13 protein-coding genes are annotated in these 12,150 nt (G+C 65.1%); 4 read left to right on the plus strand and 9 right to left on the minus strand.

Annotated features, from left to right (window positions below; all coding sequences use genetic code 11):
* Positions 1–19 precede the first annotated feature (19 nt).
* The 4 genes from CVM52_RS06615 to CVM52_RS06630 form a co-directional block, all read right to left on the minus strand.
* The gene (locus CVM52_RS06615; RefSeq protein ID WP_100161718.1) at positions 20–1,039 is read right to left on the minus strand and encodes a TRAP transporter substrate-binding protein; all 1,020 of its coding nucleotides are present in this window, start codon (positions 1,037–1,039) and stop codon (positions 20–22) included.
* Between the two features lie 24 nt (positions 1,040–1,063).
* Positions 1,064–1,762 (minus strand): glutathione S-transferase family protein, encoded by a 699-nt coding sequence (locus CVM52_RS06620; protein WP_100161719.1) that lies wholly within the window; start codon positions 1,760–1,762, stop codon positions 1,064–1,066.
* Between the two features lie 35 nt (positions 1,763–1,797).
* Entirely contained in the window at positions 1,798–2,691 is an 894-nt protein-coding gene (locus CVM52_RS06625) for an SDR family oxidoreductase (protein WP_100161734.1), read from the minus strand.
* Between the two features lie 350 nt (positions 2,692–3,041).
* Positions 3,042–3,938: an alpha/beta hydrolase gene (locus CVM52_RS06630; RefSeq protein ID WP_100161720.1), complete on the minus strand. Its 897-nt coding sequence runs from the start codon at positions 3,936–3,938 to the stop codon at positions 3,042–3,044.
* 126 nt (positions 3,939–4,064) lie between these two features.
* Here CVM52_RS06630 and CVM52_RS06635 point away from each other — a divergent pair, with 126 nt between their 5' ends.
* Positions 4,065–5,021, plus strand: coding sequence for a helix-turn-helix domain-containing protein (locus CVM52_RS06635; RefSeq protein WP_172720931.1), 957 nt, complete (start codon positions 4,065–4,067; stop codon positions 5,019–5,021).
* A 22-nt stretch (positions 5,022–5,043) separates the two neighbouring features.
* Here CVM52_RS06635 and CVM52_RS06640 read toward each other — a convergent pair whose 3' ends face one another.
* The 5 genes from CVM52_RS06640 to CVM52_RS06660 form a co-directional block, all read right to left on the minus strand.
* A complete protein-coding gene (locus CVM52_RS06640; protein WP_172720932.1) occupies positions 5,044–6,084 on the minus strand; it encodes a patatin-like phospholipase family protein in 1,041 nt (346 codons plus the stop codon).
* Between the two features lie 211 nt (positions 6,085–6,295).
* A complete protein-coding gene (locus tag CVM52_RS26550; protein WP_205964901.1) occupies positions 6,296–6,610 on the minus strand; it encodes a hypothetical protein in 315 nt (104 codons plus the stop codon).
* Positions 6,611–6,747: 137 nt separating this feature from the next.
* Positions 6,748–7,440 carry a response regulator gene (locus CVM52_RS06650; RefSeq protein ID WP_100161724.1) on the minus strand — a complete coding sequence of 231 codons (693 nt, stop codon included), beginning with the start codon at positions 7,438–7,440 and terminating at the stop codon, positions 6,748–6,750.
* Entirely contained in the window at positions 7,433–8,851 is a 1,419-nt protein-coding gene (locus CVM52_RS06655) for an ATP-binding protein (RefSeq protein WP_100161725.1), read from the minus strand. Before CVM52_RS06655 ends, CVM52_RS06650 begins: the two co-directional genes overlap by 8 nt.
* Before the next feature lie 85 nt (positions 8,852–8,936).
* On the minus strand, positions 8,937–9,899 hold the full coding sequence (locus tag CVM52_RS06660; protein ID WP_240620884.1) for a GlxA family transcriptional regulator: 963 nt from the start codon (positions 9,897–9,899) through the stop codon (positions 8,937–8,939).
* A 111-nt stretch (positions 9,900–10,010) separates the two neighbouring features.
* Between CVM52_RS06660 and CVM52_RS06665 the strand changes: the two genes are divergently transcribed.
* The 3 genes from CVM52_RS06665 to CVM52_RS06675 all read left to right on the plus strand — a co-directional run.
* Entirely contained in the window at positions 10,011–11,261 is a 1,251-nt protein-coding gene (locus tag CVM52_RS06665; RefSeq protein ID WP_100161726.1) for a sarcosine oxidase subunit beta family protein, read from the plus strand.
* Positions 11,262–11,270: 9 nt separating this feature from the next.
* On the plus strand, positions 11,271–11,561 hold the full coding sequence (locus CVM52_RS06670) for a sarcosine oxidase subunit delta (RefSeq protein WP_100161727.1): 291 nt from the start codon (positions 11,271–11,273) through the stop codon (positions 11,559–11,561).
* A partial coding sequence (locus CVM52_RS06675; RefSeq protein WP_133119802.1) for a 2Fe-2S iron-sulfur cluster-binding protein occupies positions 11,558–12,150 on the plus strand: 593 nt, incomplete at its 3' end. The genes CVM52_RS06670 and CVM52_RS06675, both read left to right, overlap by 4 nt.

Here is a 12,150-nt window from a genome sequence, read left to right on the forward strand (position 1 = left end):
TCCTCTGCCTCGGCCCGGATCAGGGGTTGAGGGCCTGGTACACCGCCTCGGCATCCGCGATGCCCTTGGCCCGGTATGCCGCGAAAATCGCTTGCAGCCCGTCCTGCGACCGCGCGATCACGCGGGCGCGTTCGTCATCGGTGATCCGCACAACCTGGCTGTTCTTCATCTTGTCGGGATTGTCGGCCATCTGCTGTTTCGAGAGGGTATCGGCCAGGTCGAAGGATTCCGCGCCTTTCATCGACAATACCCGCCCCGAAAGACTGTCGATCAGGGCGCGCTGCTCGTCGCTCAGGCTCTGGTAGCGCTCCTTGTTCATCACCAGGAACAGCACCGCGAATTGCACCGGCACGTTCTCGACGAAATAGGGGGTCACGTCCCAGAAATTCCAGGGCGGCGTGATATTGGAATACGAGGTGTAGGCCGCATCGATCGTCCCGGTCGAAAGGCCGGTGTAAACATCGGTAATCGGCATCTGCACCGGCACCGCGCCAAGCGATTCCAGGATCGGCTGCGTCATCGCCGCATAGGGCACAAGCTTTGCCCCGGCAAAGGCGTCGAGGGTCGACAGATCGCGGGTCGAGGAAATCACGTTCCCGGCCACCGTCATCAGCGCAATCAGCTTCACCTCGTCGTATTCGTCGGCCAGGTGCGCCTCGTAGGCGTCCCAAAGCCGCCCGGTGGATTCCACCGCGGTGTTCGAACTGCCCGGAAGGATTGCCAGCATGGTCTTGGGAAAGACGGTCGGCGTATAGGCACTGACCCCCAGCGTCATGTCGGCCACACCTTCCAGGGCCCGCTTGTATTGCTGGACCGGGCCGGCGCCCAGTTGACCGCCCGGAAAGAGCTGGATCGAAAGTTCGCCGCCGGATTGTTTTTCAAGTTCCTCCCCGAACCAGCCCAACATGCGGGTATGCAGGTGGTGCGGGCCGGGCAGAAAGCTTGCGATCGTAAGCTGCTCGGCCAAAGCGCTGCGCGGCACGGCACTCAGGGCAAGCGCGGCGGCGGCGGCCACCGCCAGGGCGGTTTTCTTGAACATGGGTCTCCTCCTCTTGGACCGGAATCAGGTGAGCGGAACGCTTGCATCGGGCTGGAACCCGTAGTGCAGCCCGCGCGAGACAAGGTCTTCCTGGCCTGCCGCTTCGCGTGCCAGGACCCGTTGAACCGAGGGCCGCGCGGCGATCCGTTCGGCATGGGCCATCAGGTTGGGATAGCGCTCTTGCGGGAAACCCGCGCCGGTGACGCGAAACCAGACCCAGTTGACATAGCTGTCCATCGCGGCCCAGCGGTCGCCGTACCACCAGGGGCTGCGGGCAAGCCGGGCATCGATGAAATCGAAATGCGGGATCATCATCTCGGCCGACAGCTTCCAGACATCGCTGCGGGCGCCGTCCAGGGAACAGAAGCGCTCGGGGATGCGGATGCGCGTCACGATCGGATGCAAGACCGAAGCGCAGAAGGAGAGATCCGAGATATGCCGGCAGCGGTCAAACTCGGTCTCGGCCGGCGGCATCACGCCCGCGTCGGGGAACCGGCTGTCGAGATAGGTCAGGATGGCGACATTTTCCGATAACGGGCGCCCGTCCTCCACCAGGACCGGCACCTTGCCCGCGGGGTTGAGCCTGAGATAGTCGCTGCCGCGCTGCTCCTTGGCGGTGAACGACACGACGCGGCTTTCGAATGGAACGCCGGCCTCTTCAAGACAGGTCATCGGGACGCGCGCGCAGGTGCCCGGCGCAAAGAAAACAATATAGTCAGACATTCGGCCTCCTATGGAAAGCGGGGGGCGCTCTGCGCTCAGGATGTCGGCTGCGGTGTCAGCAGTTCGGCAAGGTCGATCCGCTCGAAGAAACCCCGGCGAACGCCGGTCGCCGCTTTGGCCACCTCCTCGGCGCCGTCGCCCAGCAGATCGACCACCGTCCGGAAGGGCCGCGTGCCAAGCGGCATGTTCACAAGCTGCAGCACGGCATCGGCGACAACCTGCGGATGCGCATCGTCGGGCATCAGCGCCGACAGCCGGTCCGCAATCGTGCTGGTCACATCGTCATAGCGCGCATAAGCGTCTGCCCGCGCCTGGTCATTCGGCGGCGAGGCCTTGGGAAAGTGTTCGGTGCCGGTGGTGAATGCGCCCGGCGAGACGATGACGGTCTCGATCCCGAAACGCGACACTTCCAGCGCGAGCGATCCTGCCAGCGAATCCATCGCAGCCTTTGCCGCCCCATATGGCCCCAGGAAGGGTGGAAAACCGCCGTGAACCGTCGTGCTGCTGATCCAGAGAAGCGTGCCCTGCCCCCGCTGGCGCATCACCGGAAGCACCGCGCGGTTGACCCGATGCGCCCCCAGCACATTGACCGCAAAGTTCTGCGCGACCTCGTCTGGCGTAAACGCTTCGGTCGGACCCAGAACAAGATGACCGGCATTGTGCATCAGAACGTCGATCTGACCGGCCGTTTCCAGGACCGTGCGCACCGCCGCATCGACGGAACTGTCCGACAGGATATCCATCTCGACAGGGTGCAGCGACAGGCCCTCGCGACGTGCCAGCGCAGCAAGCGCCTCGGCCTGGGGCGCATTGCGACCGGCAATATCGCGCATCGAGGCAAAAACGACATGCCCGCCACGGGCGAGCGTCTCGGCCGTCAAGCGGCCAATTCCCGTCGCGGCTCCCGTGATCAATACGACATCCGGCATCGCTTCGCTCCTCCCCAGCAGCCTGTTCATTCGAACTATTTGGCTTAGTAAAATATATTTTATTACACATCAACTTTTTTATTCGCGGGGGAGAGATTTTTGCGGGCGCGCGCCGGGGCAGAGCCTGTGCACAGGTGCACCAGCGCAAGGGCGCGGCATTCAGGACCTGCCGCGATGGCTCAAGCCGCGCCGCTCCTCGTGCGGAGGAACGCCGTCGGGCTTCATGTTTTCACCGCGCTTGATGGTTCGAAAGAATGCAACGCAAAAGCCGCCCGCGTGGCAGGCGGACGGCCTCTGGATCAGTCCGGCGCAACTTCGCCGTCCGAGCGTGCGTCAGGGTCCCCGCGTCATCAAAGATGCGTCTGGAACCACTCGCATTGGGCTGGCGCAGAGATTTCGAATGGGCCGTCGGTATAGGCTTCGAAATGCCCGCATTCCAGCACCAGCAGTTTCTTGGGCTCGAGTGCACGCTCATAGGCTGCCAAGGTCATGTCGGCCGGCGTCAGGTGGTCGTCCCGGCCGACAACGATCATCAGCGGGGTCGGGGCGATACGGGCAATGGCATCGCCGGGTTCATATTCGGTGAACAACTCCATCGACCGCAGGGTGATCTCGTTCTGCCACCGGCCCCGCTTTTCCTCGGGCAGATCGCTGAAGAACCTGTGGCTGTCCTCGGTCGGCAGCGCGCAGGGATCGCCAAAGGTTTCGCCGATCACCGGCATGGTCAGCGGGGCCTCGCCGCGCAGGCGGGCCTGGCGGTCGGCGACAAAGCCCTCGCGCAGACCGGCCCAGAGATCCGAGCGGACCAGGCGGCGGGCATTTTCCAGGCCCTGCACCAGGGGCACCTGCGAGACCACGCATTTCACCCGACGATCCCGCGCCGCGACCACCAGAACATGGCCGCCGCTATAGCTGGAGCCCCAGGCGCCGATGCGGTTGGGATCCACATCCGCGCGCCCCTGGGCATAGGTGATGGCATCCCGGAAGTCGCGGATCTGCTGTTCGGGGTCGATCTCGCCACGGGGCGTGCCGCCGCTGTCGCCGAGATTGCGGTTGTCGTAAACGATCACGTTCATGCCGGCGGCCTGAAAGGTCTTGGCAAAGCCGTCCAGGTGCATTTCCTTGGTGGCGGAAAAGCCATGGCACATGATCACCGTCGGCGCCGGGCCGTCGGCACCGGCGGCGGCAAAGAACCAGCCGGCCAGGGTGGTTCCGTCTTCGGTATTGAAAGTAATGTCGGTTTTCATTGTGGGTCCTCCTCGTGACAGCCACCCTAACCGCCGCAACACAGGCCTTCTTGACGGGCAAAGAACCAAGTGTTGATAATTCGTGCAGCCCGAAGGCCGGTTGGTCGCGGGCCGGGGGGAGTGTTGGTGTTAACCTGGTCAACCGATCGATACAGGACCGAAGACCGGTTCGATGTCTGGCATGATACACTCAACGCCACGCATTTGCCCTGGCGGCTGAACAAAGCGAACGAGCGCTTTTGCCGGGCAGAGATCCAAGCGCTGGACACCGGGGTGACGACATTCGTGACCTGTCGCTGTGATCCTTGTGCCGGATTTCGAGACGCCAAGATGGCGCGGGCCGACAGCGGCGACTTTTACGGCATTCTGGCCCTGCAGAAGGGGCGGGAACGGGTGCGCCAGGATAATTGGTCGGTCGAGATGCGGCCCGGCGATGTACTGATCTGGGATTCCGCCCGTCCGATCCGGTTCGACGTTCTGGAATCGATCGAAAAAGCCACGCTGTTGGTGCCCAAACACCGGTTGGCCGAAGTGGCCGGCACCCCGGTATTGCCGTCGGGCCGGGTGAACACCACCCAGGGGTTCGGTGCATTGCTGTTTGACCGGATGCGCGGGGTGAGCAACCAGATCAGCGATTTCGCAACCGTCGGCACGCCGCAGTTGGAACTGGCCCTGTTGCGGGATGTGCTGAATGCCGTCGGCGACATGCGTTCGAATGAAATGGTTTCGGCACGCCAGGCCCTGCGCGAGCGGGTCGAGCGCGTCATCGAAGCGCGATTTCAGGACCAGGATTTCGCTCCGGCGGTCCTGGCCGACATGCTGGGTATCTCGGTGCGCGCGCTCAACAAGGCCTTTGAAAACTCCGGTACCACGGTTGCGATGAAGATACGCGAACGCCGGCTGCATGCGGCAAAGACCGATCTGGGAAACCCGGACCTGCTGCGCTGTTCGGTGACGCAAATCTGCCTGACCCGGGGATTTTCAAGCGTCGAGCACTTCAGCCGCTCTTTCCGCGCCAGGTTCGGCATCTCGCCGCGCGACTACCGGTCCCAGGCCTGTGCCGAGAGGTCAAAGGCGGTCTGAATTCCGGCCCGGGGCGGCCGTTTCACGCCCAGCAGTCGCCTGTCAGGGCGCTCTCATATCCGTGCTGATAGACCCGCCGCATGTATTTGGCGTCAAACCGGTCCGAGGCGTCCCATGTTGCACCGATTTCCGGCGCGACCGAGGCGACCGAGGTGCTGATTCCGTTTCGGTCTGCCGTTTGCCGCGCCACCGTCACACCGGTTCCGGCGCTGGCCCGGATCATCGCGGAAACCGCCTGCTGCGACAGGCCCAAGGCCGTGGCACTTGCGGTCTGCGGCACCGGGTCCAGGGTGTTGTTCACCACGATGTAGAGCCTGCCACCGTTTGATTTCGGCCAGTTCGGGTCGAAGGCCGCGGCCGGAAGTGCCAGGAACTGCATAATCACGCCGCCGTCGACATGTGTTTCGCGTCGCGTCGCGCCGCCCGCCTCGAACTCGATCTTCACCGGCGGGAACAATCCGGGGATCGCCGAGGATGCGCGCAAGATCGCGCGGAACAGCCCGTAGGCCCCGGCCTCGGCGATGGCCCCCATATTCCATATCATGGCTTCGGTGGTTTCCAGGCTGGTGGTCACCACCAGCAGCCGCGCCCCTGCGCGGTGCCGCGCGGCAATCGCCCGGATCAGCGAGGGAGGCGTGTAATCTTCGATCAGCCGTGCCAGCGGCGCAGTGTCATACAGCGCATCCGAATAGGCAAAGCTCAGCCTGCGCAGCCGCATCATGTCATCGCTGTCATGGGTCAGGAAGATGTCGCGCAATGTGGGATCATACGCCTGGCCCAGAAAGGCAAACGGCGCGATCAAAGCCCCGATGGAAACGCCGGTGACGATGTCGAAACCGGGGCGCGTGCCGGCCGCCGTCCACCCGTTCAGAAGACCGGCGCCAAAGGCCCCGTCCTCTCCCCCGCCGGAAAGCGCAAGGATGCGCGGGCCGGCCGTCAGGGTTGCCGCAGGCAGGTGGTTGGCCCATGTCGCCGCGTCGGTGAAGGCAGGCAAGCGCCAGGCGGCCAAGGGGTCAGGATCCAGTCGTGACAGCCGGGCATAGGTTTCGCTTTGCGGCGCCATTCCGGTGCAACCGGCAAGAACCGCGGCGGAAGACAGACACAGGAAATTGCGGCGGCAATACCTCCGCGTGGCAGGCGATCGTCCAGGCATGGGTTCAGGCTTTCATTTGGCGTTGTGGGCGGCGGCCTCTGCCGGTTTGGGCAGAGGCGCCGCAATTGCCGATGCAACCGGGACCGCCAGGCGCGGCCCCCAGCGGGTGAACCTGGTCAGCTCAGCCCTGGCTGTGGTCGGCGTGGCCGGACACGCAGGCCAACGGGCGTTTTGCGTCGGGGCTGCGGCAGGTGCCGGTGACCTGTTCATCGTCGAGCGTGAATTCACACGCATCTGCGGCGGATTTTCCGCTGCAGGCTTGCATCGCGGCGCGCGGCGGACGTTCGCCGCCCCCTTGCGGGCGGGACTGCGCAAGTTCGATCACCGCGCTGCCCTCGGCCAGGACCGGCGCGATGGCGGTTCCAAGCGAAACGGCACTGGCCAACAGCAAGAGGCTCAGGACGATGAGAATGCGGATTCTACGAGGCGTTTTCAAAGGGTCACTCCGATCTGTTGTGACGCCAACATCGGCGTCTGCCGGAGATGTCGCATGTGTCTGTGCAGCGGCATTGCAAAGAATATGAAGCCAGCGTGCAGGCGGAAAAAAACGTTCCGACGTCGCCGCCGCGCCACTCACTCGTCGGGGGGATCGTAGGCATAGCCGACGCCATAGACCGAACGGATCGGATCGAAGGCCGCCACCGCAGAGAGCTTCCTGCGGATATTGCGGATGTGGCTGTCGATCGTGCGATCGAAGATATCGGCATCATCGGGAAAGGCGAGGTCCAGCAGGCGTTCGCGCGAAAAGACCTGCCCCGGTCGGGTGGCCAGCGTAAGCAGCAGCGAAAATTCCCGCCGCGTCAGATCCAGCTGTTGCCCGTCCAGGCTGGCCCGCCATTTGTCCTTGTACAACACCAGGCGGTCTCTCCTGGCCTTGCCGGGGTCCGTCGCCGCCGGTCGGCGGCGCAGAACCGCCTTGATCCGGGCCACCAATTCGCGCGGCGAATAGGGTTTGCACAGGTAATCATCCGCGCCCAGTTCCAACCCGAGCAGCCGGTCGATCTCTTCCACCCGCGCCGTTGTCATGATGATCGGCAAATCGCTCTGGGCGCGGATCGCCTTGCAAATTGTCAGCCCGTCGACACCGGGCAGCATCAGGTCCAGCACCAGCAGGTCAAAGCCGCCGGACACCGCGCGGTCGGCGGCACCGGTGCCCTCGTGCATCAGTTCGGCCGTCATACCGGCGGCCAGCAGATAATCCCGCAACACGTCAGCCAGCGCATGTTCGTCTTCGACAATCAGGATATTCGGCGGGGTGTCAGTCATCTTCGTCCTCTGCGAGGGGCAGGTGGAACGCCAGGCGCAGGCCACCCAGTTCCGACGGCGCGGCCTCGATCGTGCCACCCTGCGCGGCCAGCAGCGACCGGCAAATCGCCAGCCCAAGCCCCGACCCGCCGAAATCGCGCGAGCGCGAGGTCTCGCTGCGGCTGAACCTGTCGAACAGGGTGGCCAGGCCATGTGCATCCGGGCAGGGCGCGGTGTCTTGAATGATCACCTCGGCGCGGGGGCCGACCCGGCGACAGGTGACCTCGATCCGCCCGGGCGCATCGGTATAGCGGCGTGCATTGTCGAGCAGGTTGTCCAGAACCTGTCGCATCCGCCGGGTGTCGGCACTGACAATCACGACCGGATCGGTTGCCACCTGCAGCTCCAGCCCCTGCAGCAAACGGGACCGCTGGAGGCTGGTGCAGGCCTCCTCGACAACGCGCGACAGATCCATCCTGACCAGGTCGAGGTTCAACCGCCCCTCGTCACCGCTGGCCAACAGGCGCAGGTCATCCACCAGGCCCGACAGGCGGCGGACGGCGCCGTGCATCGCATCCAGCGTTGCGGGTGTCGCACTGCGAACCCCATCCTGCAGCGCTTCGATCTCGGCCTGCAAAACCGCAAGCGGGGTTTTCAGCTCATGCGATGTATCCGACACCCATTGCCGTTCTCGCAGGCGGCTGGCCTGCAGGCTTTCGGCCAGCGCATTCTGATCGGCCATCAGGCGCCCCAATTCGTCATTCATGCGCGGTTTCAGCCGGCTGCGCAAATCTCCCTTGGCCAGCCTGGTCACATGGCTGGCAACCTCATGGATCGGGCGCAGGAACTGGCGGGCGGTCAGAAACGCCACGATGGACGCGACGGCGACCGAAATTCCCGCGATCAGCAGAATCGACCGCAGCTGGCGCGACAGGAACAGCTGACCCGGCCCCGACGACGGTTCCTCCCGGCCAAAAAGGCGGAGCGTCGCCGCCGTGCCAGCCGGCAGGTCGACCGGCAGATCGGCAAACGCCGTCCCGCTGGCGCGGCCTGCCAGAATTTTTCCGTCGGGCGCGATCAAGGCCAGCCTGTCGGGCAGGCGCATCGGCCTGGGCGGACCGGGCGGTCGACCCCGGGGCGGCATGTCGGGCAGCGCCGGGCGCGCCGGTGTCCGCGCCGCGTAAGTCTCGACCGTGGCAATCCAGGCCCCGAACTCGCGAAGGCTGGGCCAGCCCTCCGCCGCCTCCGGATGTTCGGCCAGGCCACGGGCAAGGCGCTCCAACTGGTGCAACTCGGTTTCCAGCAGATACTGCCCGAACCCGTTTCGCATGTTGTAGGTCAGGGCCCCGACCATCAGAACGACGACCAGCACGACCGGGAACAGCACGGCCGAAAAAAGTTTACCGGTGAGGGAAAGGCGCGACCAAATCATAACCGCGCGATAATTTCAGACTGTGCAGATAAAATGAAGCTCCGATGCCGCGCGGCATGCTGCACGCCTCCCATTGGCCGCGCCGCTACACCGCACGCCGCAACGCGGCCGGTCCCTTGCCGAACTGCTGCTTGAACATCCGGGAGAAGTGGCTGCGATTGGTAAAGCCGGTGGCCACCGCGACCGTTTCGATCGACATGCTGGTCTGGTTCAGCATTTCCGCCGCCTTGGCCATCCGCACCTTGCGATAAAAGCTCATCGGCGTTTCGCCCAGATGCTGGCGCGACAGCCGCACCAGCTGACGCGCGCTGACACCGCAGAGCGTGGCCAGATCCGCCAGGGTGATCGGATCCGCGATATGGCTCGAGATCAGCTGGATCATCGCCGCCAATGCCGGATGATGCACGTCATAGCGTTGCACCGGGTCAAGCTGCTGCGGCGCCTCGGCCTGCCGGATCCCGGTATGGATCAGCCAGTCGCTGACCGAGCGGGCCAGCTCGATGCCGTGATCGGCGGTGATCAGGGCATGCATCATGTCAAGCGGCGCCATGCCGCCGGCACAGGTATAGCGGTCGCGGTCGATGACGAACAGCCGCCGCTCGACCAGGGCGTCGGGATAGGTCTCGCGCATTTCGTCCAGATGCAGCCAATGCACGGTATAGCGCCGCTCCGACATCACCCCGGCGGCGGCCAGGATCGCCGCGCCGCCGGAAATGCCGCCAAGCGGAGTGCCCGCCCGCGCGGCGCGGCGCAGCCAGGCCGAAACGCGGGGGTCGCGAAAGGACAGCGGGTCGCCACCCGCAACCACGAACAGGATGTCGAAATCGGCCTCGACCTCGGCCATCGGCACCGTCTGGAACCCGCAGGCCGCAACCGAGGTCGGCGCCCAGCCCCCGTCGGCGGTGACAAAACTCATCCGGTAATGGCCGGCGCGCCCCAGCAGATTGGCGGCGCGCAGCGGTTCCACCGCCGAGGCCACCGACATCAGCGCATAGCCGGGGATAAGCAGGAAACCGAAATGCCGGGGTTGCGAGGTGCTGGTGTTCATGATGCGGCACAGAGCCTAGCGCCTGTCCCTTTTTGAAACAAGAGTGTCCCATGCGGAAACATCCCGCCCCGATCCGTTCTGCTTTTCTGCGCCCAGCCAAGGAGTGCAGGCATGAGATTCAGCGGCTTCAGAGTGATCAGGGAAGCGGTGACAGGCCACAAGGGCTGGACGCCGCTGTGGCGCAATCCGGCGCCAAAGCCGCAATACGACATCGTCATCATCGGCGGCGGCGGCCACGGTCTGGCCACCGCCTTCTACCTTGCCAAGGCGTTCGGCCAGGCCCGGGTTGCGGTGCTGGAAAAAGGCTGGCTCGGCTCGGGCAATATCGGGCGCAACACCACCATCATCCGGTCGAACTATCTGCTGCCGGGCAACCAGCCGTTTTACGAGTTCTCGATGCAACTCTGGGAAGGGCTGGAGCAGGAGTTCAACTTCAACGCGATGGTCAGCCAGCGCGGGATCATCAACCTGTTCCACACCGATGCGCAGCGCGACGCCTATCGCCGCCGGGGCAATGCCATGCACCTGTCCGGCGCCGGTGGCCAGCTGCTGGACCGCGATGCGCTGCGCCGGATGGTGCCCTTCCTAAACTATGACAACGCCCGCTTTCCCATCAAGGGCGGGTTGTACCAGCCGCGCGCCGGCACCGCGCGGCATGACGGGGTCGCCTGGGGCTATGCCCGCGGCGCCGATATGCGCGGCGTGGACCTGATCCAGAACTGCGAGGTCACCGGCTTCCGGATCGAACAGGGCGCGGTGCGCGGGGTCGAGACATCGCAGGGGTTCATCGCGGCGGGCAAGGTCGGCGTCGCCGTCGCGGGATCCTCCGGCCGGGTGATGGCGATGGCCGGCCTGCGGCTGCCGATCGAAAGCCATGTGCTGCAGGCTTTCGTTTCGGAGGGGCTGAAGCCGGTCATTCCCGGCGTCATCACCTTTGGCGCCGGGCATTTCTATATCAGCCAGTCCGACAAGGGCGGGCTGGTCTTCGGCGGCGATATCGACGGCTATAATTCCTATGCGCAGCGCGGCAATCTCCCGGTGGTCGAGGACGTGGCCGAGGGTGGCATGGCGCTGATGCCGATGATCGGGCGCGCCCGGTTGCTGCGGTCCTGGGGCGGCATCATGGATATGTCGATGGACGGCTCGCCGATCATCGACCGCACCCCGGTTGACGGGCTCTTTTTCAATGGCGGCTGGTGTTATGGCGGCTTCAAGGCGACGCCGGCATCGGGCTTTGCCTTCGCCCATCTGCTGGCCACCGGCCGGCCGCATGCCACCGCCACCGCCTATCGGCTCGATCGTTTTGCGCGCGGCCATCTGCTCGACGAGCGCGGCGCCGGCGCGCAGCCCAACCTGCACTGAGAGACCGCCATGTTGATACCGCATCCCCTGCTGGGCCTGCGCGACGCGCAAGAATTCACCTATCTGGGTGACGCCGCCCTGTTGCAGCGGCCCTCGCCCGAGGGCGACGGCGCCGAAGACGCGTTTTGCACCTATGTGTTCCTGCGCGACAATCCCGCCGGGCTGCATCGCGAGCTTTGGTATCACGAACAGGGCGACCGCTCGTGGCTGGTGGTGACCCGCAACACCGTCACGCATGAGATAGTGGCGGCCGAACTGGCCTCGGATGTGGTGTTGCGCCAGCGCGAGGGCGGCGCATGACCCGGCTGTCCGGCGGCCTGATCGACCGCACGACCACCCTTGAGTTCCAATTCGACAGCCGCAGCTATACCGGCCACCCCGGCGACACGCTGGCCTCGGCGCTGCTGGCCAATGGCGTGCGGCTGGTCGGGCGCAGCTTCAAATATCACCGGCCGCGGGGGATTTTCTCGGCCGGTTCGGAAGAGCCCAACGCGCTGGTTGAACTGCGCGAAGGCGCCCGGCGCGAGCCGAACACCCGCGCCACCATGGCCGAGCTTTATCACGGGCTGGTCGCGCGCTCGCAGAACCGGGTTGGCAGCCTGCGCCACGATGCGCTGGCACTGAATGACCTGTTTGCGCCCTTCTTGGCCGCCGGCTTTTATTACAAGACCTTCATGTGGCCCAAGGCGTTCTGGGAAAAGCTGTACGAACCGGCGATCCGGCGCGCCGCCGGCCTGGGCAGCCTGTCGATGCAGGCGGATCCCGACCGTTACGACAAGGGCTTTCTGCATTGCGACCTGCTGGTGATCGGCGCCGGTGCCGCCGGGCTGGCCGCCGCCCTCACTGCGGGCCGCGCCGGCGCCCGGGTCATCCTGGCCGACGAGGATTT

Source organism: Pseudooceanicola lipolyticus (assembly GCF_002786325.1).
GTDB lineage: Bacteria > Pseudomonadota > Alphaproteobacteria > Rhodobacterales > Rhodobacteraceae > Pseudooceanicola_C > Pseudooceanicola_C lipolyticus.

What these genes read in the sequence shown, in the direction of transcription:
- CVM52_RS06660 (WP_240620884.1), bottom strand. Translation starts at nt 9,899, where the DNA reads ATGAACACCAGCACCTCGCAACCCCGGCATTTCGGTTTCCTGCTTATC.
- CVM52_RS06665 (WP_100161726.1), top strand. Translation starts at nt 10,011, where the DNA reads ATGAGATTCAGCGGCTTCAGAGTGATCAGGGAAGCGGTGACAGGCCAC.
- CVM52_RS06640 (WP_172720932.1), bottom strand. Translation starts at nt 6,084, where the DNA reads ATGGCGCCGCAAAGCGAAACCTATGCCCGGCTGTCACGACTGGATCCT.
- CVM52_RS06655 (WP_100161725.1), bottom strand. Translation starts at nt 8,851, where the DNA reads ATGATTTGGTCGCGCCTTTCCCTCACCGGTAAACTTTTTTCGGCCGTG.
- CVM52_RS06650 (WP_100161724.1), bottom strand. Translation starts at nt 7,440, where the DNA reads ATGACTGACACCCCGCCGAATATCCTGATTGTCGAAGACGAACATGCG.
- CVM52_RS06615 (WP_100161718.1), bottom strand. Translation starts at nt 1,039, where the DNA reads ATGTTCAAGAAAACCGCCCTGGCGGTGGCCGCCGCCGCCGCGCTTGCC.
- CVM52_RS06620 (WP_100161719.1), bottom strand. Translation starts at nt 1,762, where the DNA reads ATGTCTGACTATATTGTTTTCTTTGCGCCGGGCACCTGCGCGCGCGTC.
- CVM52_RS06630 (WP_100161720.1), bottom strand. Translation starts at nt 3,938, where the DNA reads ATGAAAACCGACATTACTTTCAATACCGAAGACGGAACCACCCTGGCC.
- CVM52_RS06670 (WP_100161727.1), top strand. Translation starts at nt 11,271, where the DNA reads ATGTTGATACCGCATCCCCTGCTGGGCCTGCGCGACGCGCAAGAATTC.
- CVM52_RS06625 (WP_100161734.1), bottom strand. Translation starts at nt 2,691, where the DNA reads ATGCCGGATGTCGTATTGATCACGGGAGCCGCGACGGGAATTGGCCGC.